A 24694-nucleotide genomic window follows, 5' to 3' on the forward strand; every position below is an offset into this window, starting at 1 on the left:
TGGTGGAAAGAAAACAGTGACCACTTTATGTGCAGTCACAATTAAGTGATAGACCTTAGGAAACAGAAAAGCAATGCGCAAAATTCACGCCAATGTCATATTTGTGAGCTATGTCCGCTGAATTTGCTAAGTGATTGATTTGGGATAACTGAAAGCAATATATTGATATTAAACAAAAAACCCTCTTTCGCAGTAATTTTTCATTAGCAACGAAAGAGGGTTTGACTGATATTAGACTAAATTAGAACAAAATATTACTTAACGTTTTGTAACTGAGCAGCAATAACCTTGGCTTCCTGCTGCCAGCCCTGCGCCAAGGTTCGGATCAGAGCATCGTAGCCGTCTTCACTCTGTTTAAGCTCGAGATCGAATGGCTGCTTAATCAACTGTCCCTGATGTTTCAGTATCCACACACCACGAATGACGGCGCGACCATCATAGCGGCCATGGAAGCCGGTTACAGTCACATTGAGGACATCCTGATCGCTATCCAGTGGTTGTGAAGAGACCAACCAACCCGGCAGCGCATTACTCAGATTGGTTACCAAGGTTTGCTGCAACTGTTGATCCAGTGGACTGGCCCACAAGTTGTTGCTGGCAATGACATACTGTACATCATTGGTTTGGTATACCACTCCCGTCGCAGCCAGATAATCAGCAACACCAACATGTTCAATCCATAATTGCCTTGAAGCAACACTACTACTGACCGTAGCAGGTGCGCTGAGTGCCGGTAACTGATAGTAGGTTTTGCCGGGTTCGCTACTGCAAGCGCTAAGTAACAGCGCTGCGAGAACTGCCATCCATTTCATCATTTTTTGGCCTTCTTAGGCTGAGGATCCTGACTTCCTGCCGCTTCAAATACCAGCGCGTTACTCTTCTCATTCAGCGTACGCAATACTGGCTGTAATTCACGCAAGACCTGATCTAACCGTTGCATATCACCCACCATCTTGTTGTAGGCCGGTGAACCTGGCTGGAAGCCTTTCATGCTGCGATTCAACTCATTCAGGGTTTTTTGCAGATCTTTGGGGAGATCCTGCATCGCCGGGCTTGAGGTGATTGCAGTCAATGCCGCCAAGGTTTTCTGAGTTTCACGCATCGTTTTCTGACTTTCAGCCAGTGTCTTCGTGACTTCATTCACCATTGGATCCAGAGGTAGACTATTAATCTTATCCAGTGTTTGCATCAATTTCTGCTGAATTTGCGCTAAACCACCACTGACTGTGGGCAGCAATGGATAGCCCGCCACTTCCAACGGCCCTTTCCACGGTTTGGCATCTGGGTAGAAATCCAGATCAATAAACAGCGCCCCCGTCAGCAAGTTACCTGATTTCAATGAGGCACGTAGCCCGCGTTCTTTGGCTGTTTTCAATATTTGCGCAAAGTTGGTATCCGAGCCTAAATCATCGCGGAAACGGCCTGGCTCAATGCGAATAAGCACCGGAATACGGAAATCATTATCAACTCGCTGCCTCATACCTTCGGTGAAGAACGGCACATCGGCCACAGTACCCACACGAATACCACGGAACTCTACCGGCGCACCAGACTGCAAACCACGTACAGAGTCGGAGAAGAACAACAAGAAATCTTCATGTTCAGTGAACAGAGAATTTTGAATGCTGCTGCGATTATCAAACAGTTTGAATTCAGCTTTATCTGCCGTGACCGGTTTGCCCAGATCCAAACCATCAGGCACATCGAAACTTACGCCACCACTGAAAAGGGTTGCCAGCGATGCCATTTCAACTCGCATTCCTTGTGATGATAGATCGACCGCTACACCACTGTCCTTCCAGAAACGGACATTACTGGTGACCAGACTGTCATAAGGCGCACCAATAAATAACTGATAACGCATTAAGCGTGACTTGGCATCGAAGGTGCTGGTTTCTACCGATCCGACCCGGTAGCCACGGAACAATACCGGGTCGCCAGCATTCAACTGCCCAGCCTGTTCGCTGTCCAGAATGATACGCACCCCTTTAGCATCAGGTGAGGCCAGCGGTGGGGAATCCAATAAGGTGAATTCACTTAATGATTTACCTTTGCTACCCGGTTGCAGCTCAATGTAAGCACCGGAAAGTAGTGTTCCCAGGCCAGATACACCCTCACGGCCAATCTGCGGCTTCACCACCCAGAAGACGGTATCGCCATGTAACAGGGTATTCATGCCTGAGCTGAGCCGTGCCTGCACGATAACATGGTTCAGATCCTCACTCAGCGTGACCTGCTCTACGATACCGACATCCACACTACGACTTTTTATTTTTGTTTTACCTGCTTCAATACCTTCGGCATTCAGTGTGGTCAATACCACCTGTGGCCCCTGGTGGCTGAAATGATAAAACAAAATCCATGCGCCAATCAGCACAGTGACAATCGGGATGATCCACACCGGCGACCATCGCTTGATTTTTTCAATTTCCGCCACATTCTGGCTGGGATTATTGTCCGTCACCTTGCGGCTCCTTTTGGGTTGATTCACTGATTCGATCCCAGGTTAAACGAGGATCAAAGGTTAATGCAGCAAACATTGTCAGAACCACTACCATGGCAAATAGCAGTGCACCAATCGCTGGATAAATACTCATCAGTTGCCCAATACGGACTAATGAAGAGAGCACAGCAATAACAAAGACATCGATCATTGACCAACGGCCAACAAATTCCACGATTTCATAGATGAAATGCATCCGTTCAGTATCGCTATTACCTTTACCTTTTGCATCCCAACACAGCCAGGCAATCGCTAACATTTTTAACGATGGCACCATGATACTGGCGATAAAAATCACCATCGCCACCGGATAAGAACCTTCGCTCCACAAGAAAATGACCCCCGCCATAATGGTAGAACCCATTTGACTCCCCAGACTTTCGGTAATCATAATCGGCATCAAATTAGCCGGAATATAGAGCAGAATCGAGGTGATCAATAGGGCCATTGTCCACTGCAAGCTATGGCGACGACGAACATAGCCATGAGTATGGCAGCGCGGGCATTGCACCTGGGATTGCGGCAAAATTGCGGTACAACAAGAACAGGATCGCAACCCCTGACGCAAACCAGTACGGCCCGCAACCAACGGGAGCTTCAGTTCAGGAGCCGGGGCAATATCCTGCCACATCCAATGACGATCGACACATTGGAAGGCGCGGACTTGTAATACACAAAATAGGCAATAGGGGATAAAACTGCTGCCAATACCGATGTCGCCATACGCCATCAGTTTGACAAAGCTCACCAGCACACCGGCGAGGAAGATCTCAACCATGCACCAGCTTTTAAATTGGAATAACGCTTTCGCTATTGCGGCTTTCAAGTGGGCTGGCATCCGCACCCGCAGGCAAAGCAGGATGATGGCTACCATACAGAATGCCGGTATCAACTGAACCAGTACCATAAATAACGTTGCCATGCTGGCATAGTTATCTGACACCATGACTCTGGGTATTTGGAGTAAGGTAATTTCGCTGGTGATCCCGGCCACACGCATGTTGACGAACGGAAACATATTAGCCAGTAATAGCATAAATAATGCGCTAACCGCGTACCCCACAGGGCGCTTGCGTGGCTCATCCCACCTGGTAGTCAGTGTGGTTTTGCAACGCGGACATACCGCTTTAGTGCCATAAGGCAGGGAGGGTAAGGCCACTGACATGTCGCACTGCCGGCACAGGATGACATTCCCTGACTGCCCGCCGTGTTTAGGCTCAATAACAGAATACAATATCTATGTCCTTACGGCTGGCCTGTATATCCCTTCATCTTTCAACATGCAGATGGTTGGCTGTTCCGTTACTCCGCCATCCATGGTTCTCGCCTCTATCAGGCCGCTGCAAGCTACCTTCCTGCACGTTGAAATCTATTGGGTATTGTTGAACACCGTTCTATCAAGAGACTTACTATAACAATAGACATAATATCGTATTGCACGTCATCTGGTAGAACGGCGGTTACACATTTTTAACCGTTTTTCTGAGCTTCCAGCTCTTCCCAACGACCAAATGCTACTTCTAACGCCTGTTCAGCATCAGCTAATGCTTTCAAGACCTGTTGTGTCTCTTCATGCGGGCGTGAGAAAAAATCTGCGTGACCAACTTCAGCCTGTAACTCACTGATTTCATTTTCCAGTTTTTCTAGCTGTTGCGGTAACTGATCCAACTCACGTTGTAAGTTATAGCTCAACTTACCCGGGCGCTTAGCGGCGGGAGCATTACTCTTAACCGGTGTCGCAGTTTTGGTTTCTTCAACTTTAGCCGCTACCTGACGGATAGGTTTTGCCTCAGCACGTTGCTGATGCGCGTCATAATAGCCGCCAACAAAACTATTGATCTGGCCATTACCTTCAAAGATCCAACATTCAGTCACTGAGTTATCAACGAATTGACGGTCATGGCTTACCAACAGCACTGTGCCCTGATAGCTATCAACCATCTCTTCCAACAACTCCAGTGTTTCCACATCCAGATCGTTGGTCGGTTCATCGAGAATCAGCAAGTTGCTAGGCTTAAGGAATAATTTAGCCAATAACAGGCGATTACGCTCACCACCAGACAGCGCTTTCACCGGTGTCATTGCGCGTTTAGGGTGGAACAAGAAGTCTTGCAGGTAACCGAGGACATGGCGCGAGCGGCCATTTACCATCACTTCTTGCTTACCTTCTGCCAGGTTATCCATCACCGTACGTTCGGGATCAAGTTCTGCCCGATGCTGGTCAAAATAAGCCACTTCCAACTTGGTGCCACAATGTACTTTGCCGCTGTCCGCTTTAAGCTGACCGAGCATCAGTTTCAGTAATGTCGTTTTACCGCAACCATTTGGGCCCACCAGCGCGATTTTATCGCCACGCTGTACTTGTGCGGTAAAATCTTTCACTAATACTTTGCCATCAATCTGATAGTTAACATTCTCCAGATCAAAGACAATTTTGCCTGAACGCACAGTCTCTTCGACTTGCATCTTGGCTGTGCCCATCACTTCACGGCGTTCAGAACGCTCCATGCGCAGCGCTTTCAGCGCGCGCACACGGCCCTCGTTACGGGTGCGGCGCGCTTTGATACCTTGGCGTATCCACACTTCTTCCTGCGCCAGTTTGCGGTCAAATTCAGCATTTTGCAGCTCTTCAACCCGCAGTGCTTCTTCTTTGCTGGCAAGATACAGTTCGTAATTCCCTGGCCATGACACCAATTTGCCACGATCAAGGTCGACAATACGGGTCGCCATCGCGCGGATAAAGGAACGGTCATGAGAGATAAACACGATGCTGCCCTGGAATTCTTTCAGGAAGCCTTCCAGCCAATTAATGGTTTCGATGTCCAAATGGTTGGTCGGTTCATCCAGCAGCAGCACTTTCGGCGAGCTTACCAGCGCACGGCCTAGTGCTGCTTTACGCAACCAACCACCTGACAGTGATGAAAGTTCGGCATCAGCAGATAAACCAAGTTGAACCAGCACTTCCTGAATGCGGCTGTCTAATTGCCACAAACCTTGATGGTCCAGAATCTCCTGCAATGCCGCCAGACGATTGAGGTTCTTCTCACTTGGGTCTAACTCAACCTGATGCAAGCTTGCGTGGTAGGCTTTTAAATGTTCAGCCTGTTCTTGCACGCCTTCAGCCACAAAGTCAAACACGGTACCGGCCACATTGCGTGGTGGGTCTTGTTGCAGACGCGCCACAATCAAATCTTGCTCATAAATGATGCGGCCATCATCCAGTGCGACTTCTTTGCTCAAAATTTTCAATAAGGTGGATTTACCTGCGCCATTACGGCCCACCAGACAAACGCGCTCGTTTGCCTCAATATGCAATTCAGTATTATCCAATAAAGGTGCATCGCTGAACGACAGCCAGGCACCGGACATGCTAATTAACGACATAGTTTCTACTTTTCCTCGTGGCTGTGGGTGACCAGCCAACAGTTGTGGATTTGACGATTACGGGCAAAGTCTTCTGATTGTGTCTGAGCTGTTATCTCTTTCGCTTCCAGCCCTAACGCCTTTATCCCGTCCAAATCCATCTGGAAACCGCGCTTATTGTTCGAGAACATGATTGTTCCCTTACGGCGCAGTAACCGTTTAAGTTCTTTCATCAGCACTAAGTGATCGCGCTGAACATCAAAGGTGGTCTCCATACGCTTGGAGTTGGAGAAAGTCGGTGGATCAATGAAGATCACATCGAACTGCTCATCGGTGTTACTGAGCCATGAAAGGCAATCAGCCTGAATCAAGCGGTGTTGTTGGCCAGTTAAGCCATTCACCCGCAAATTCTTCTCGGCCCACTCCAGATAGGTACGCGACATATCAACCGTCGTGGTACTGCGCGCACCACCCAAGCCGGCATGAACACTGGCCGTACCGGTATAGGCAAACAGGTTAAGGAAGTCTTTACCCTGGCTCATTTTACCTAGCATCTGGCGAGCGATACGGTGATCAAGGAACAGGCCGGTATCGAGGTAATCGGTCAGGTTAACCCATAGCTTGGCGTTATATTCACTCACCAGCAGGAATTCACCTTTTTGTGCCAGCTTTTCGTATTGGTTTTTGCCCTTCTGGCGCTCACGGGTTTTTAATACCAATTGATTGGATGGGAGATCCAGTACCGCAAGGGTGGCATTAATCACATCAAATAAGCGCTGGCGGGCCTTTTGCGCATCAATCGTTTTCGGCGGCGCATATTCCTGTACCACCACTTTGCTGCCGTAACGATCGACGGCCACATTATAATCAGGCAAATCGGCATCATACAGACGGTAGCATTCGATACCCTGCTGTTTGGCCCACTTATCCAGCTTTTTCACGTTTTTACGTAGACGGTTGGCATAATCTTCTGCCACCTGAACACCCGCAGCACCCTGTGGATTCGCCGCTAACTGATAGTTTTTCTGCACGCAATCCAGCGGGCCATTTTTCGCTTTAAATTCACGTTCCGCCCGCAGTTGCAGGCAACTCAGCAATTCCGGTGATGCACTGAACAGCGATAAACGCCAGCCACCAAATGCCGATTTCATGATGCGACCGAGCATATTATGCAATGCAATCAATGCCGGCTCGCTTTCCAACCGCTCACCGTAAGGCGGGTTACTGATAACCGTGCCTACCGGCCCTTCCGGCAGGGGGTTCACTAACTTACTGACATCATTGGCATTGAAGCTAATCAGCTCTGATACCCCAGCGCGGCGGGCATTAGCACGCGCCATTTCGATAACTCGTCTGTCGATGTCTGAACCGAAGAAGCGAGAAGTGGTTTCCTGCAAACCATTGCGGGCACGCACTTGCGCCTCGGTGGTCAATTCACGCCATAGCACTTCGTTGAAGGCACTCCAGGCGGTAAAGCCCCAATGGGCGCGATGCAAACCAGGGGCGCGATCAGAGGCTATCATTGCCGCTTCAATCAGCAATGTACCGGAACCACACATCGGATCGACCATCGGTGTACCTGACTGCCAGCCAGAACGCTGGATAATTGCCGCTGCCAGGTTTTCTTTCAGGGGAGCCTGACCGGTCAGATCACGGTAGCCGCGCTGATGCAGCCCTTCACCACTGAGATCCAATGCCACACTGGCCATATCCCGTTGTAGGAAAACATTCACCCGAATATCCGGTTGCTGCTTGGCAACCGTTGGGCGCTGCTCCAACTTACGGGTAAAGCTGTCAACAATGGCATCTTTTACTTTCAATGCACCGTACTGGCTGTTGCGGATTTCATCATTCACGCCGCTAAAGTGCACAGCAAAGGTTTTATCCACACCAAAAATTGACGGCCAGTCGATCGCCTGCACCCCGAGGTACAAGTCCAAATCGCTGTAAACTTTAAATTCGTTAAGCGGTAACAAGATGCGCGAAGCCAGGCGGCTCCACAGCAGGCTTTGGTACATGAGTCGATCGTCACCCTGAAAATGTACCCCACCCTGTACTATTTTACAGTCGTGAGCGCCCAGCGCTTCGAGTTCGCTTTTTAACAGTTCTTCCAGTCCACGCGCCGTGCTGGCAAACAGAGAGTTCATATCGCACTATCACCAAAAAGAAAATTGTTGCGCATTATAGCTAATCCCAGCAGCTTGTCATAAAGTTGCTCCTTCTTATTTAATACTCGCACGGAGGCAATGGTGATTACCCTCTCCCGACTCTACGTTCATCCGGTGAAATCCATGCGCGGCTTGCAGCTTTCTCATGCTCAAGTCAGCAGCAGTGGGCTGGCCTTTGACCGCGTATTTATGATTACCGAACCGGATGGCACTTTTATTACTGCGCGCCAAAATCCGCAGATGGTGTTGTTCACCCCGGCATTAATGCCGAACGGTTTATATCTCACGGCGCCCGATGGCGAGAGTGCCAGTATCCGCTTTAATGATTTTTTAGCCAATGCTGAACCGACGGAAGTCTGGGGAAATCATTTTACGGCGCTAATTGCCCCTGAGACCATCAACAACTGGCTCAGTGGCTATTTTCAGCGTGAAGTGCAATTACGCTGGCTCGGTGCACAGTTAACCCGCAGGGTGAAGCCGATGCCAGAGATTCCACTGTCTTTTGCTGATGGCTTCCCTTACCTGCTCGTTAACGAAGCATCATTTAAAGAACTACAGCAACGCTGCCCTGGCAGTATTAAATTAGAACAGTTTCGCCCGAATTTAGTCGTAACCGGTGCCAGTGCATTTGCCGAAGACAGTTGGCAGGTGATTCGCGTTGGAGATATCACCTTTGATTTGGTTAAGCCATGCAGCCGTTGTGTATTAACCACCGTCAGCGTAGAACGCGGGCGGAAACACCCAACCGGTGAGCCATTACGAACACTACAGACATTCCGAACTGCGGAAAATGGCGATATCGATTTTGGCCAGAATATGGTGGCCAGGAACAGCGGTATTATTCGGATAGGTGATGAAGTAGAAATTCTGTCAACCAAACCACCTCGGCCATACAGTGCAGGTGCCATAGTTGAAAGCCTGGCGGCACCACTTGATCAATCCAAAGCGGTATCGATTGAATATAACGGCATTCGCTTTAATGGTAATAATCAGCAGGTATTGCTGGAACAATTGGAACAACAAAATATCCGCATTCCTTATTCATGCCGGGCTGGGATATGTGGCAGTTGTAGAATTACATTAGTGAATGGCGATGTTGCACCTTTAAAACAGAGTGCCATTGGCAACGACGGAACTATTCTTTGTTGTAGCTGTATTCCCACAGGGGATATTACCCTCAGCGGTAAATAAGATAATCCCGATAAACTTACTCTCTGCACGCAGCTAACCACTTTACTGCGGTATGAAGGGGAATTATACCGCTCGGTCGAAAGCTGGGGCGGTATAAACCTCTGCAATGATAAGGGGCAACAAACGGTCATTCATTATCTTAATGGCATCACCTAATACCATCTGCCGTCCAGCTAATACCACTTGTGATTGTGCTAATAAACACAAACTTGCCGAATCACCCGACTCAACCACTAACAAGCGAACATCTTCACCACTATCCAATACTTTAACTAACGCCAACTCACCATTTTTTGGCATCAGCGCTTTAGGGTATTGTACAAAATACCAACTTTTGGGCATTAGTGGTTTTAGGAAACGAAATGCGACCAATGCATTTAACACTAATTCTGAACGTTGTTCATGGCTCAATTTAATTTGGCGACATTGATCTTCGAATTCAAAATAGAGAGCGGCATCGTCGACACAGAATGCGGATTCATCGAAAGCATCTGGGGTTAGCATTTTAGACGGGAAACGCGAGCGAAATATCATACCATTAGCTAAATCCAACATCAGTCGGTCGTGTTCGGTATCAAAATACCAACGCCATTTATCATCTGGTTTAATTCGCATATTTTTCCTTCCCGCCATGCTGCTAACATCATTGACTCAATAACTGAGTTCTTCGCCCATCAAATGGGATTAATTTCATATATCCGCATCATACTTCAAACAGCATGTGCGTTGGCGGCTCTCGTTACTCAGCCCATCCATGGAGCTCGCCTCTACGAGACCACTATAAGTCGCGTTCAAATCAGTTCACGACCACTTTGTTATTCGATTACCGGCTACCTGCAACTCACATTATTTAGGTATAGGGCTTTCGCTGTATATTTAATCTACTGGAGTAAAATATAGACGAGCCGGAGGAAGAAATAAACCCCCCGGCCAGTAATGAAGTTAAATAATTAGATATGAGTGATGATATTCTTAATCAAACCAGGCCCACGGAAGATAAAGCCGGAATAAATTTGAATCAATGAAGCACCTGCCGCCATTTTTTCGCGAGCGGCAGTAACCGAATCAATTCCACCTACCCCGATAATTGGCAGACGCCCTTGCAGCTCTTGTGATAAGCGACGAATGACTTCCGTGCTGCGTAATTGTAATGGTCGGCCACTTAAACCACCGGCTTGTTCGCAATAATTTAATCCCTGAATGAGAGAGCGATCTAACGTTGTATTAGTGGCAATAACGCCATCTATATTATGGCGAACTAAACTGTCAGCTATTTGGATCAACTCTTCCTCGGTAAGATCCGGCGCGATCTTTACTGCCACAGGAACATATTTATGATGGCGCTGATGTAATTCAGTTTGTTTATTTTTAATTGCTGCCAACAAATCATCTAACGCTTCACCATACTGCAAAGATCGTAACCCTGGGGTATTAGGTGAGGAGATATTAATCGCAATATATCCCGCGTAAGGATAAATTTTATCCATACAAATCAAGTAATCTTCTTTACCTTGCTCTACCGGGGTGTCTTTATTTTTCCCGATATTAATACCTAATATTCCGCCAAAATGTGATTTTTTGACATTTTCAATTAAGTTATCAACTCCGTGATTATTAAATCCCATCCGGTTGATCAAGCCTTCAGCTTCAACGATCCTAAACAACCTTGGCTTATCATTACCTGACTGTGGCCGGGGTGTCACCGTACCCACTTCGATAAAACCGAACCCCATCGCGCCCAGCGCATCAATACACTCACCGTCTTTATCCAGCCCCGCCGCCAAACCTAATGGATTTTTGAATGACAATCCCATACAGCTCACTGGTTTGGTTGGTACCGACTGGCGAACCAGGAATTCGAGTGGTGTGCCAGTAACACGTTTTAACTGCCGGAAAGTGAATTCATGGGCACGTTCTGGATCAAGCTGAAATAGTGCTTTTTTGACGAGTGGGTAGTACATGTGATCTCCTGACCGGCTTTCAACCTATGGATAGACGCGGGAATGGTAAATTTATCTATCAGGAAAGTAAACGATTGCTCAGTAAAGCCACGCAAAGAATCTCTTTGTTTAACTATATTGATAACAAGGTGTTAACTATTTGTAGGTCAAGAACCATAAAAAAGAGGGCATTGCTGCCCTCTGTGCTGTGAAGGTAACGTTAGTGGGCAGCGCTATTGGCTGATTCAGCTATTATGCGGCCAGTGCTTTAGTTATCTTCTCGTATAAATCACCGGACAGATTATCTAGCGTTTTAAGTTGCTCCAGCGCCTGGCGCATTAGAGCCTGACGGCCAGCATCATAACGTTTCAAGCGAATCAACGGCTCAATCAGCCGTGCAGCCACCTGCGGGTTACGGGTATTCAAATCACTGAGAATTTCGACTAGGAATTGATAACCACTGCCATCGCTGGCATGGAATGCCGCCGGATTACCCGAAGCAAAACTACCGACTAACGCACGAGTGCGATTTGGATTGCTCAAACTGAATGCCGGATGCTTAAGCAAAGCCCGCACCTGTGTCAAAACATCAGCCGCCGGACTCGTCGCTTGCAGTGCAAACCATTTATCCATAACCAAACCATCATGATTCCAACGCATATCGAAGGCTGTAAGCAACTCATCACGGCAAGGTAATTGTGCAGAGACTGCCGCCGCCAATGCGGCCAGCGAATCAGTCATATTATCCGCCTGGTGGTATTGTGACGAGACCAGCTTGTTAGCAAAATCTTCATCAGCAAAAGCCAGATAATTCAGGCAGGTATTACGCAATGCACGCTTGGCAATATCACTGTGTTCAATACGATACACAGGTGTCATATTCGCAACATATACGGCTAACAGTTCATCAGACAATGCCTGAGCCAAACAACGAGTAATAGCCTCATGAACCGCACTGATCGCCAGCGGATCAATGGTAGTAAACAGCTCTGCTATTTCATTTTCTGACGGTAAGGTCAAGATCTGCGCTGCCAGAGCCGGATCAAGATTTTCATCGAGTAATACTGCCCGGAAAGCATCCGCAACGTGAGTGGGTAAACTCAGCGGCTGTTTCTGCTGATACTTGGCAACATTAAGTTTGATATAGGTTGCCAGCAAGCTCTGGGCAGCATCCCAACGAGAGAATTCATTACGCGCATGCTGCATCAGGAAAGTGAGCTGCTGATCACTGTAGGTATAATCCAGTTTGACTGGGGCGGAGAATTCGCGCAGCAAAGAGGGGATCGGCGTATGTTCAACATTATCAAAGGTAAATGTCTGCTCAGACTCCGTCACATTCAGGACATGATGGACGGGCAAGCCGTTTTTCTGTAGCGCAATCACATTACCGTTACTGTCATATAGTTCAATATCTAATGGAATATGCAGCGGCAGTTTTTCCGGCTGGTCAGCGGTTGGTAAGGTTTTCTGGCTGACGTGCAGATGGTACTGCTGCTTCTCAGCATCATAGTCATCACGAATGGTCAGAATCGGAGTGCCGGACTGGCTATACCAGCGACGGAATAAAGAGAGATCGACATTCGATGCATCTTCCATTGCTTGTACAAAATCATCGCACGTTGCGGCACTACCATCATGGCGTTCAAAATAGAGCTGCATACCGGCCTGGAATTGTTGTTCACCCAGTAGGGTATGCATCATGCGGATAACTTCTGAACCCTTCTCATACACGGTAAGGGTGTAAAAGTTGTTCATCTCGATAACTTTGTCTGGTCGAATAGCATGGGCCATTGGGCTGGCATCTTCGGCAAACTGTGCGGCACGCATTACGCGTACGTTCTCAATTCGATTAACTGAACGTGAACCTAAATCAGAGCTGAACTCTTGATCACGGAATACCGTCAAGCCCTCTTTCAGGCTTAACTGGAACCAATCACGGCACGTGACTCGATTACCTGTCCAATTATGAAAATATTCATGTCCGATAACCGCTTCAATGTTCAGATAATCTTTATCTGTTGCTGTTTCAGCTTTTGCCAGAACATATTTAGAGTTGAATACATTCAGGCCTTTATTTTCCATCGCACCCATATTGAAGAAATCAACCGCGACAATCATATAGATGTCGAGATCGTATTCCAGACCAAAACGAGTCTCATCCCATTTCATGGAGTTCTTCAACGACGTCATCGCCCAGTCGGCACGATCTAAATTACCGCGGTCAACAAAAAGCTCTAATGCGACTTCACGCCCGGAGCGGGTAATGAACTTATCGCGCAAGACATCAAAATCACCGGCAACCAGAGCAAACAGATAACAAGGCTTAGGGAATGGATCTTGCCATTTTATCCAATGACGACCATCTTCCAGTGTCCCCTGCCCCACAGGGTTACCATTGGAAAGCAAATAAGGATAACGAGATTTGTCAGCCACGATGCGGGTCGTAAAACGGGCCAAAACATCAGGACGGTCTAAATAGTAAGTAATATGGCGGAAACCTTCAGCTTCACACTGGGTGCACAGCGCGTCACCGGAAAGATATAATCCCTCAAGTGCACTGTTGGTCGCAGGATGAATATCATTGACGATTGTCAGTGTGAAATGTGCGGGTAATTGCTCAATGACCAGCGAGTTATCCTGTAGCTGATAATGAGGCCAAACTTGCCCATCAACACTGATACTGACGAGCGTGAGATCCTCACCATTTAGAATCAACGGCGTCACATCTGCTACCTGACGTTTTACTTTACTGACCGCCGTTACCGTCGTTTTTTGCGCATCCAGTGCGAAGTCCAAATCGATATCGGTAATGGTGTAATCCGGCGATTTATAATCGTGACGGTATTTAGCTTGCGGCTGTTGTGTCATAGGAACCCTTTTGACGTCATCAGTGAATATGATTATCAGGTCTGTATTAATAGTCGTATAAGGCCAGTATCACGGCGACCAGAACATTGCTGTCAGCCCATTAGCCTCAGACTCAGATAGCTTTTTAATGTATCACAATTGTAAAAAAAACCTAGGTGAGAGCGAGTGCTATTACGGCAGATAACGCATTGAATGTGCTTTTTTCGAGCCGCCTCGCAGCTCATTTTCCTTCTTGCATTTGGCGAGCAAAATATCCGTTGATTTGTTCGGTATCGTCATTTCTGACAGCAGAATATGCCAATACCATCAGACGAAACCCGACATCATGCACATTGGCCTTCATACATTAATAAGATTGAACATAGATTCAGATCTTTTTGTCGTTGCCCCCCTAACTCATCGTTTTCTTTAACGCAAAATAGCCATCCATTCCATATAACAATAAAAAATAAGCTCAACACACTGAAGATTCAACACTTCATAATACATATTATCGATTTAACAAAAACAATAGAGACGTCGTTTTATTTAAAAAAAATTATGTTCTATTTCAATGGAGGATTGTTAAGATATTCAAATGTAAAAGGAGTTATTATGACCAGCAGAATCAATTCACGTGTCATTCATCAAGCTGCAAGAAACATTTCTCCTGTCGGAGGCTGGGCCGCTGAAGCCGGAGGAACTACCGGAGGCAGCGAAGCCACCAGTGATGATATTTATCTGGTTTTTTCGGTATCAGAACTTAGACGGGCATTATCGGAATCAGGAGAGCGGCCGAAGATAATTCAAGTATATGGTCTGATTGATGTGAGTGAAGGTCTTCCTTATCAGGACCAAGCAGACCAGAAACAGCGTGGTATTGTTTATCTCAATGCCAATACCACGTTAATTGGTGTCACCGAGAATGCGAAATTTATCGAAGGTTCAATCATTATCCAAGATGCCAGTAATGTTATCGTTCATAACATCTATATTGAGAACCCAGTAGATGTCGATCCCCAGTTTGAAGAAGGTGATGGGTGGAATGCTGAATGGGATGGTTTAAATATCATTAATTCACACCATGTCTGGATCGACCATGTCACGTTTAGTGATGGCCGTTTTACGATTGATCAATACACCGAGAAGGATGGCTGGAAGTTTGTTCAGCATGATGGCGCGTTAGATATTAAACGCGGCTCTGACTATGTCACGATTTCTCACTGCCGTTTTGAATTACATGACAAAACTATTTTGATTGGTCATAGCGATAGTAATGCTGAGCAAGATGCAGGAACCATGCACGTTACATTCTTTAATAATTACTTTACGCGGATAATCCAGCGTACTCCGCGAGTTCGTTTCGGCAGCATACATCTCTATAATAATTTATTTGAGCAAGATAAATCAGATCCTATATATCCCTACGAATACAGCTATGGCTTGGGTTATCAGTCTAGTATTTTATCAGAGAAAAATATATTTTTGGTTAATGACCTTACGGCTGAATGTCGGGTAATGAAGGCGTTTAATGGCGGCGATAAAGTTAATGATGACAGCTCGACTTTTAACCATAGCCTTGCTGAACTCAACAATTGTGGGTTTGACGCTGATATCGGCTGGGTCCCACCCTATGCCTATGATGTTGTAGCGCTTAGCCAAGAATTCATCGACCATATCCGCAATCAAGCGGGATCGGGTCTACCCTACGGCCATCTTCCCTGATCGCACTTATCTAAGTCGATGTCTAAACATATAGTATGATGTTTGCTATTTCCCCACATTACTCTGCGTTGATTGTGATATCTCAATGATGGGGAAATACCCGCACCAGGCTGCCAAGGTGACCTCTGATAACTAACAGGAAACAAAGATTTACCTTTTGTTGCCCGGTAGTGCAATTTAATAACCCTATATTTTATAAGTCAATTTATCCTTTATTCGCTAAACAGCTAAAAATCTGACCTTAAGGGCCAACACCACTAAAGAAAATAACCGTTTCACTGATAATGGCACGTTTAATCCTAGACCTGTGATTAGCATTTATGGTGTGATGAGGCTTCAATAACAGGATAATACCGGTATACTCCTGCGACTTTATAGATTATGTCCAAAGTAATTGGTGTTGCCGGTCGGCGGCCAGTGAACGCATTACGATGAGCTTACATAAGTAGGTCATTCGGGTGAGTGAACGAAGCAGCCCTGACAACTTCAAGTACCAAAGGGATATGCTGACTGCGGAAAATGCTCCTACGAGGATGCTGTATAGCGCCATGACCCAAGACGCCTCACCGATTTTGACTTCACTGCTTGATACGGATGCTTATAAGCTCCATATGCAACAAGCCGTGTTCCATCGCTATCGCCATATTACCGTTGCCGCTGAATTCCGCTGCCGTGGTGATGAGTTGCTGGGCGAATATGCCGATGAAATCCGCCATCAGATAGCGCTAATGAAACAATTAGCGTTAACCGATGATGAGTTTACCTACCTCTCGGGGTTACCCTTCTTTCAAGATGATTACCTCAATTGGTTGCGGGATTTTCGTTTTAACCCTGAGCAGGTCACCGTATCCAATAATGACGGTAAATTAGATATTCGGATTGCCGGTTTATGGTGCGAAACGATTTTATGGGAAGTCCCTTTGCTGGCGGTGATCAGTGAAATCGTTCATCGGCGCCGGTCAGTCGGTGTCACAACAGCCGAGGCCGTCACGCAACTGCGCAACAAACTTCAGCAGTTTAAGATTCTCAGCGCGGATATCGATATTAGTCATTTCAAGCTAATGGATTTTGGCACCCGTCGCCGTTTTTCACGCGATATACAGCATGCTATTGTCAGCAGCTTAAAAGATGAGTTCCCCTATATTGTAGGTACCAGCAACTATGATTTAGCCCGCAACCTGGCATTAGCTCCGGTCGGTACTCAAGCCCATGAATGGTTCCAGGCTCATCAGCAGATAAGTCCGATACTGGCCAATAGTCAGCGCGTGGCACTTCAAGTCTGGTTAGATGAGTACCCAAATCAACTTGGTGTCGCACTGACTGACTGTATTACCATGGATGCCTTCTTGCGCGATTTTGATGAGACATTCGCCAATCGCTATCAAGGATTGCGCCATGACTCAGGTGACCCGGTAGAATGGGGTGAAAAAGCTATCGCCCATTATGAAAAGCTGGGTATTGACCCAATGAGTAAAACATTGGTGTTCTCAGATAATTTAGATCTGGAAAAAGCGTTGTCACTCTATCGCCATTTCTATCAACGAATTAAATTGGTGTTCGGTATCGGTACCCGTTTAACTTGTGATATTCCCGGCGTTAAACCGCTCAACATTGTCATTAAACTGGTTGAATGCAACAACAAGCCGGTCGCAAAGCTCTCGGATAGTCCGGGTAAAACTATCTGTCAGGACCCGGCTTTTGTTGATGAGTTACGCGAAGCATTCGCCCTGCCGTTAGTCAAAAAGGCCAGTTAGTATCGGCCTGCATAATGAGGGTTCGTCGGGGCGTTAATATAGCCCGGCGAGCCACTTCACTTAGCCGTTTTTCCCTCACAACCACTTCCCAATTAAACCCAGCTCTGATTTGTGCCGCCTTTATTAAGGATAACGACAGAAATGTTGCACTGATCTGGTGATTTCTACTTGTGTCCTGCACTGCCGCAAGTAACATAGCAACATCCCCATTTGGTTGGGTTGTTAACTATTTCTATATCAAAACTATTAAAGAGAGAAATCTATGAGCGTAGTGCCTGTAGTCGACGTACTGCAAGGCCGTGCTGCGGTTGACAGTGAAGTCACCGTACGCGGTTGGGTGCGTACCCGGAGAGATTCTAAAGCGGGTATCTCCTTCGTTGCCGTTTATGACGGTTCCTGCTTTGACCCGTTACAGGCCGTCGTGAATAATGCTTTGCCTAATTATCAGGATGAAGTACTGCATCTGACTACCGGCTGCTCAGTAGAAGTCACTGGAACAGTGGTGGCATCACCAGGTGAAGGCCAGAGCTTTGAAATTCAGGCAACTGCTATCAAAGTGGTCGGCTGGGTTGATGATCCCGATACCTATCCGATGGCGGCAAAACGTCACAGCATCGAATACTTGCGCGAAGTGGCTCACTTACGCCCACGTACAAACCTGATTGGTGCTGTTGCCCGTGTCCGCCATACCTTAGCGCAGGCAATTCACCGTTTCTTCGATGAAAACGGCTACTTCTGGGTTTCTACCCCACTGATCACCGCTTCAGACACCGAAGGTGCTGGTGAAATGTTCCGTGTGTCGACGCTGGATCTGGAAAACTTGCCACGCACGGATACTGGAGCTGTCGATTTCAGCGAGGATTTCTTCGGTAAAGAAGCATTCCTGACGGTATCCGGTCAGTTGAATGGAGAAACCTACGCCAGTGCATTGTCCAAAGTTTACACTTTCGGCCCCACTTTCCGGGCAGAAAACTCCAACACTAGCCGTCATTTGGCGGAGTTCTGGATGGTTGAACCTGAAGTCGCATTTGCTTCTTTAGATGACGTCGCCGCATTAGCCGAGAAAATGCTGAAATATGTTTTCCAGGCTGTGCTCAATGAACGTGCTGATGACATGAAGTTCTTTGCTGAGCGGGTAGATAAAGACGCGGTAGATCGCCTACAACGTTTTGTCACCTCTGATTTTGCTCAGGTTGATTACACCGACGCTATCGAGATTTTGCTAGCATCGGGCCAGAAATTTGAAAATGACGTGTCATGGGGCATAGATTTGTCTTCTGAACATGAGCGTTATTTGGCTGAGAAACATTTTAAGGCACCGGTAGTGGTTAAAAACTACCCGAAAGACATTAAAGCTTTCTATATGCGGATGAACGAAGATGGCAAAACCGTTGCAGCGATGGATGTATTAGCGCCGGGAATTGGTGAAATCATCGGGGGTTCACAACGTGAAGAGCGCTTAGATGTGTTGGACGCACGTCTGGAAGAGATGGGCCTCAATAAAGAAGATTATTGGTGGTATCGTGATCTGCGTCGCTACGGTACGGTACCGCATTCAGGATTTGGCCTTGGATTTGAACGATTGATCTCCTATGTAACAGGGGTGCAAAACGTTCGGGATGTCATCCCATTCCCACGCACGCCGAGAAATGCCAGCTTCTAAGTTCGTCATTTCGAAAAAAAATGTTTATTTGTATAAATAAAAGCCAGCTCAGCTGGCTTTTGTCATTTTTTAAAGTTCGATCTAAGTCACAAAGTTCCCCAGTATTTACATTTAGTAACACATAGTATCTCAATGAAACACATTCAGGTAATTGGTAGCATTTTCGGTGTGGATTATCAGGTCTGTGAATGGAACACTGCGTTCAGACACAGACGACACCAAACTCTCAACAATAGTTCCAAAAAAATTATTGGCGGCAGTGGCAGGTGTCCGAATAACACCAATGAGGGTAATAATAATGATGAAGCGCAATATTCTTGCAGTAGTAATCCCAGCATTGTTAGTTGCTGGCGCAGCTAATGCAGCAGAAATCTACAACAAAGACGGCAACAAACTTGATCTGTACGGTAAAGTTGATGCGCGTCACCAGTTCTCTGACAACGCTGGCCAAGACGGCGACGAAACTTATGTTCGTTTCGGCTTCAAAGGTGAAACCCAAATTACTGACCAACTGACCGGTTACGGCCAGTGGGAATACAACGTTCAGGCTAACCACGCTGAATCTCAAGGCGACAAAGGCAACAAAACCCGTCTGGGCTTTGCTGGTCTGAAATTTGCTGAGTTCGGTTCATTGGACTACGGCCGTAACTACGGCGTAATCTATGACGTCAACGCATGGACTGACATGCTGCCAGTGTTCGGTGGCGACTCTATCTCTAACTCTGATAACTACATGACTGGTCGTTCTACTGGTCTGGCTACTTATCGTAACACCAACTTCTTCGGTCTGGTTGATGGCCTGAACTTTGCTCTGCAATATCAAGGCAAAAACCAGAATGACCGTGCTGGTTCTATTGACCCAGTTACCGGTGTTTACACTGGCGCTAACCTGAAAGACCAGAATGGCGACGGTTTCGGTATCTCTTCAACTTATGATATCGGTTACGGTGTGAACTTTGGTGCTGGTTTCTCTTCTGCAAACCGCACTAACGAGCAAAAAGCATTCAGCACAGCTAACGGTGAAAAAGCTCAGGCATGGAACGTTGGCGCTAAATACGACGCTAACAACGTATACTTGGCTGTAATGTATGCTGAAACTCAGAACCTGACTCCATACGGTGATTTTAGCAATACTATTGCTAACAAAACTCGTGATATTGAAATCACTGCACAGTATCAGTTTGATTTCGGTCTGCGTCCTTCTTTAGGCTACGTACAGTCTAAAGGTAAAGACCTGGATTACGTAAACTACAACAACCACGACCTGGTTAAATATGTTTCTGTTGGTACTTACTACGCATTCAACAAAAACATGACTACCTATGTAGATTACAAAATCAACTTGCTGGATGAAGACAACTTCACCCGTGATAACAAGCTGAACACTGATGACGTTGTTGGTGTTGGCTTGGTATACCAGTTCTAAGTTAAACTTAATCACGCAGTTTATCTGCTGACATAAGTTGAAAAAAGACAGGGCTTCGGCTCTGTCTTTTTGTTTTTATCCTTAGTCAATAGAGGGATATTACGCTGTCGAATGCACTATTTTGCCGATTTTTCACCCTGAATTCCCCCGCCTAACAACATTCATTTCTTTTTATCGCAAACGGTTGGCAAAGGCTGCAACTGGCGCTACCCTGATAGTTCTGTTTGCTTAACGCTAAGCCATGGAAGCCTCTGACATGTTTGAAAAAATCACTGCTGCACCTGCTGACCCGATTTTGGGCCTGACCGATATTTTCCGCGCGGATGACCGCCCTCATAAAATCAATCTGGGGATTGGTGTCTACAAAGACGAAACCGGTAAAACGCCGGTGCTGACCAGCGTGAAGAAAGCTGAGCAGTATTTGCTGGAAAACGAAGTTACTAAAAACTATCTGGGTATTGATGGCCTGCCGGTTTTCGCCAGTTGCACGCAAGAACTGTTGTTCGGTGCCGATAGCGCTATTATTGCCGATAAGCGTGCGCATACCGCTCAAACCCCAGGTGGTACCGGTGGGTTACGTATTGCTGCTGATTTTATCGCCCATCAGACCAGCGCTAAACGTGTCTGGGTCAGTAATCCTAGCTGGCCGAACCATAAAAATATCTTCGCCGCTGCCGGGCTTGAAGTGGTTGAGTATGCCTATTATGACGCTGCGAACCATTCACTGGACTTCGATGGGCTATTAAAAAGCCTCTCAGAAGCTCAGGCTGGCGACGTAGTGCTATTCCATGGCTGCTGCCATAACCCTACCGGTATCGACCCAACCGAAGCCCAATGGAGCCAATTAGCTGAGCTGTCAGTTGCCAAAGGTTGGCTGCCACTGTTTGACTTCGCCTACCAAGGTTTTGCCAAAGGTTTGGAGGAAGATGCTCAGGGGCTGCGTATTTTCGCTGCTAAACATCAGGAACTGATCGTTTGTAGCTCTTATTCGAAAAACTTTGGTTTGTATAATGAGCGTGTCGGGGCTTGCACCATTGTTGCCGCTAGCAGCGACGTGGCCGATATCGCCTTCAGCCAGGTTAAAGCCGTTATCCGTGCTAACTATTCCAACCCACCAGCCCATGGGGCGTCAGTGGTTGCCACCATCCTGAGCAACGCGACATTGCGCGCCATTTGGGAACAAGAACTGACCGATATGCGCCAGCGCATTCATCGTATGCGTCAGTTGTTTGTGAATACATTGCAGGAAAAAGGTGCGAAGCAGGACTTCAGCTTTATCATTAACCAGAATGGGATGTTTTCATTCAGTGGCCTGACTAAAGAGCAGGTTCTGCGCCTACGCAATGAGTTTGCTGTTTATGCTGTCAACTCTGGCCGAGTAAACGTTGCAGGTATGACACCTGATAACATGGCTCCGCTGTGTGAAGCTATCGTTGCTGTGCTGTGATTAGGCATCAATGACCTACCGTAAAAAGGGTGCATATGCACCCTTTTTATTTTGTTTCAAATGTCAGAATATGAGTCTTAATGGAACATATATTTGGCAAATTCGCTCATCGGCATGGGCCGCCCATACATATAGCCTTGCAGATAGTCGACGTTATGGGTCTGTAAATAGCGCATTTGAGTGTCGTTTTCGACTCCCTCTGCAATGGTCTGCAACCCCAGTCGGGTCGCGAGATCGATAACATTCCCGACAATGTGGCTCGACAATGCATCGGAACCAATCATGCCAACAAAACTTTGGTCAATTTTCAGAAAATCCACTTTAAAGTTCTGCAAATAAGTCAGACTTGAATGCCCGGTACCAAAATCGTCGATAGCAATAAATACCCCCAAAGCATGCAACTCGGCAAATAATCGGTCAGTAATCTCATCGGCAACGATTAATTTCCGTTCGGTTAATTCCAATGTGATATTGATTTTATTACCACCAAAGGCCTGAATAAAACGGCGGCAATCATCTACCAGACTCAGATCACGGCAATGGTTAGCACTGATATTAAAACCAAAGTGAAAACCTTCCGGTAACTGATTTACGTAAGGTGCAAAAGTGGTACTAACTTGCTGCATGATAGCGCGAGTCATCGGAACAATAAGTTCACTGTCCTCGGCCATCGGAATAAATTTATTCGGCTGAATTAAACCATTAACAGGATGCTGCCAACGCATTAGAACTTCACAACCCACCCAGCATTGCTCTTTGCCTGATACTATCGGCTGCATATAAGCAACAAACTCGTTGTTTTCTAACGCCTGTTTTAATACCTGTGTGGGTGATGCCGCCCTACCCGATAACCAGAAAACCAGCGCGGCTGAACCGATGCTCATTAAGATGAAAAATATCAGGCTACCTTGATTATATTGCCAGGCATAGGCCAAATATTGCTGGTTAGAGAGCGTCGTATTTAATGAATAAGCAAACTTGTCTGAGGCCAGATATAACGGTTCGCTTCCCTCGGGGGGGGGGCCTGGATGTACCATACCCACCGCATCCATCCATTTATCACCCACTCTCAGATACAACTGTATATCACCACTTAATAAGTTAAGGATGCTGCGCAGATAATAGCCATCGACCGCAACCAGTATGCTGTAATCACCTCGCGCCAGCCGATACACCATCAAAGCACGATCTGGAGTGACATCATTACCCTGCATTAGCTCCAGTTGACCATCAACGAACACATCTAGATCAAACGGCGTGGAAAGTGGGCCATATATCGAGGAACAATAGATGGTCGTCCCCTTAGCTAAAGAGACTGAACGCACATCCGGTATAATGACAACTTGATCCCGCAGATTTTGAACAACTTGCATGCAAGGTTTGCCTAATCCGGTTTCTACCTGAAGCGCCGCATGCTGCAAATTATTAAATATCTGCTCGAATCGAGCCCTACCTTGTAATAACTTAGCTTCAGCATCCTGATGCATATTGGCTTTGGTTTGCGCATAAATCACTGCCGCCCCTAACAACAGAAATAAGAATAATACCATGAAAGAAAAACTTAGCCGGGACAGGAATTTATTCAGTCTGAAACGACGAAACGGCATAGTGGCTTCCATTGAAAGGCGCTCGTAATATTACGAACTCAAAACGGCAGCAGAAACAGTGCCGGGTCAATAAACGTGACGACTGTTTGTTGGTCAGGCTTTATCCATCTCGCAAAGATAATATAAGCACCGACCGCTATCATCATTATGATCACAGCACCAATAGATAAATAACTATTGCTTCAAAAAATATGTAAATCACTATTCAATATAACGTAAAAAGGCACCAGACGGTGCCTTCTTTGAAATTCTAGCTGTTTATGATGTCGACATCACCAAATAGCCGGTTCTTCACGTATAAACGGGTTAGTCTGCCGTTCATGGCCTAACGTAGACATTGGACCATGACCGGGAATAAACGTTATGTCATCACCTAAAGGCAACAATTTAGTCCGAATGGAGTTAATCAGTTGTTGGTGATCACCGCGTGGGAAATCACTACGCCCAACACCACCGTTAAAGATAACATCACCGACCAGTGCCAGACGCCCCTGTTGGTCAATGAAGACAATGTGACCTGGCGTATGCCCAGGGCAATGCAATACCGATAACTCCACTTCACCAACAGTGATTTTGTCACCCTCGGTCAACCAACGGGTTGGGGTAAAAGCTTCACATTCGCTCAAACCAAACATTCTGCTCTGCGCCGGTAGCCCTTCCAACCAGAACGTATCTTCTTTTTCAGGGCCATAAATCGGGATATCAAAATGAGCGGCTAACTCAGCAGCAGCACCCACATGATCCAGATGGCCGTGAGTCAACAAAATCTGGCTGACCTTTACGCCCTGACGTGCAACTTCAGCAATGATCTTGGCTGCATCACCACCAGGGTCTACCAATGCGGCCTGCTTTGTGGCTTCACACCAGATTAAAGTGCAGTTCTGGCTAAAGGCCGTCACCGGAATAATTTGATATTTCATAAAACTCCACCCCAAATGCAACTGGCAATATACCTATCATCTTTCAACCATACATCTGTATGGGCTGCGGCCGTTTACCCGAATCACTGATAGCATCAGTTTATCGAGCCAGGACTTTGAGGCTCGTCCTGTGGTTGGCA

General features: G+C 46.7%; 16 protein-coding genes. 6 read left to right on the forward strand and 10 right to left on the reverse strand.

Annotated features, from left to right (window positions below):
• Nucleotides 1-254 precede the first annotated feature (254 nt).
• From pqiC to rlmKL, 5 genes are all read right to left on the reverse strand, one after another.
• Nucleotides 255-815: a membrane integrity-associated transporter subunit PqiC gene (pqiC, locus tag Q2T72_RS13550; protein ID WP_083158464.1), complete on the reverse strand. Its 561-nt coding sequence runs from the start codon at nucleotides 813-815 to the stop codon at nucleotides 255-257.
• Nucleotides 812-2464, reverse strand: coding sequence for an intermembrane transport protein PqiB (pqiB, locus tag Q2T72_RS13555; protein ID WP_193784634.1), 1653 nt, complete (start codon nucleotides 2462-2464; stop codon nucleotides 812-814). The genes pqiC and pqiB overlap by 4 nt, the downstream gene beginning before the upstream one ends.
• Complete coding sequence (gene pqiA / locus Q2T72_RS13560) at nucleotides 2451-3737, reverse strand: membrane integrity-associated transporter subunit PqiA (RefSeq protein ID WP_083158463.1); 1287 nt, start codon at nucleotides 3735-3737, stop codon at nucleotides 2451-2453. Before pqiA ends, pqiB begins: the two co-directional genes overlap by 14 nt.
• 236 nt (nucleotides 3738-3973) lie before the next feature.
• Entirely contained in the window at nucleotides 3974-5887 is a 1914-nt protein-coding gene (locus tag Q2T72_RS13565; protein ID WP_372569308.1) for an ABC transporter ATP-binding protein, read from the reverse strand.
• Nucleotides 5888-5892: 5 nt separating this feature from the next.
• Entirely contained in the window at nucleotides 5893-8013 is a 2121-nt protein-coding gene (gene rlmKL / locus Q2T72_RS13570; protein WP_083158461.1) for a bifunctional 23S rRNA (guanine(2069)-N(7))-methyltransferase RlmK/23S rRNA (guanine(2445)-N(2))-methyltransferase RlmL, read from the reverse strand.
• Nucleotides 8014-8112: 99 nt separating this feature from the next.
• Here rlmKL and Q2T72_RS13575 point away from each other — a divergent pair, with 99 nt between their 5' ends.
• Nucleotides 8113-9225 (forward strand): YcbX family protein, encoded by a 1113-nt coding sequence (locus Q2T72_RS13575; protein WP_372569309.1) that lies wholly within the window; start codon nucleotides 8113-8115, stop codon nucleotides 9223-9225.
• Between the two features lie 63 nt (nucleotides 9226-9288).
• Here the strand turns inward: Q2T72_RS13575 and Q2T72_RS13580 are convergent, their stop codons facing one another.
• From Q2T72_RS13580 to pepN, 3 genes are all read right to left on the reverse strand, one after another.
• Entirely contained in the window at nucleotides 9289-9840 is a 552-nt protein-coding gene (locus Q2T72_RS13580) for a cell division protein ZapC (RefSeq protein WP_083158459.1), read from the reverse strand.
• Between the two features lie 335 nt (nucleotides 9841-10175).
• On the reverse strand, nucleotides 10176-11186 hold the full coding sequence (gene pyrD / locus Q2T72_RS13585; RefSeq protein ID WP_005184626.1) for a quinone-dependent dihydroorotate dehydrogenase: 1011 nt from the start codon (nucleotides 11184-11186) through the stop codon (nucleotides 10176-10178).
• Nucleotides 11187-11417: 231 nt separating this feature from the next.
• Nucleotides 11418-14033 carry an aminopeptidase N gene (gene pepN, locus Q2T72_RS13590; RefSeq protein WP_083158457.1) on the reverse strand — a complete coding sequence of 872 codons (2616 nt, stop codon included), beginning with the start codon at nucleotides 14031-14033 and terminating at the stop codon, nucleotides 11418-11420.
• A gap of 594 nt (nucleotides 14034-14627) precedes the next feature.
• Between pepN and Q2T72_RS13595 the strand changes: the two genes are divergently transcribed.
• The 5 genes from Q2T72_RS13595 to Q2T72_RS13615 all read left to right on the forward strand — a co-directional run bounded on the left by Q2T72_RS13595 (nucleotide 14628) and on the right by Q2T72_RS13615 (nucleotide 22027).
• Nucleotides 14628-15737 carry a polysaccharide lyase family 1 protein gene (locus Q2T72_RS13595; protein ID WP_372569310.1) on the forward strand — a complete coding sequence of 370 codons (1110 nt, stop codon included), beginning with the start codon at nucleotides 14628-14630 and terminating at the stop codon, nucleotides 15735-15737.
• 548 nt (nucleotides 15738-16285) lie between these two features.
• Nucleotides 16286-17491 (forward strand): nicotinate phosphoribosyltransferase, encoded by a 1206-nt coding sequence (gene pncB, locus Q2T72_RS13600; RefSeq protein WP_083163557.1) that lies wholly within the window; start codon nucleotides 16286-16288, stop codon nucleotides 17489-17491.
• Between the two features lie 262 nt (nucleotides 17492-17753).
• On the forward strand, nucleotides 17754-19154 hold the full coding sequence (gene asnS, locus Q2T72_RS13605) for an asparagine--tRNA ligase (protein ID WP_083158454.1): 1401 nt from the start codon (nucleotides 17754-17756) through the stop codon (nucleotides 19152-19154).
• Nucleotides 19155-19455: 301 nt separating this feature from the next.
• Entirely contained in the window at nucleotides 19456-20580 is a 1125-nt protein-coding gene (ompF, locus tag Q2T72_RS13610) for a porin OmpF (RefSeq protein WP_372569894.1), read from the forward strand.
• Between the two features lie 256 nt (nucleotides 20581-20836).
• On the forward strand, nucleotides 20837-22027 hold the full coding sequence (locus Q2T72_RS13615; protein ID WP_372569311.1) for an amino acid aminotransferase: 1191 nt from the start codon (nucleotides 20837-20839) through the stop codon (nucleotides 22025-22027).
• Between the two features lie 77 nt (nucleotides 22028-22104).
• Here Q2T72_RS13615 and Q2T72_RS13620 read toward each other — a convergent pair whose 3' ends face one another.
• Nucleotides 22105-23634: an EAL domain-containing protein gene (locus Q2T72_RS13620; RefSeq protein ID WP_372569312.1), complete on the reverse strand. Its 1530-nt coding sequence runs from the start codon at nucleotides 23632-23634 to the stop codon at nucleotides 22105-22107.
• 272 nt (nucleotides 23635-23906) lie between these two features.
• Nucleotides 23907-24554, reverse strand: coding sequence for an MBL fold metallo-hydrolase (locus Q2T72_RS13625; protein ID WP_083158450.1), 648 nt, complete (start codon nucleotides 24552-24554; stop codon nucleotides 23907-23909).
• Nucleotides 24555-24694: the final 140 nt, after the last annotated feature.

Origin of the sequence: Yersinia sp. 2466 StPb PI (assembly GCF_041538325.1) — a bacterium.
Lineage (GTDB): Bacteria > Pseudomonadota > Gammaproteobacteria > Enterobacterales > Enterobacteriaceae > Yersinia > Yersinia enterocolitica_E.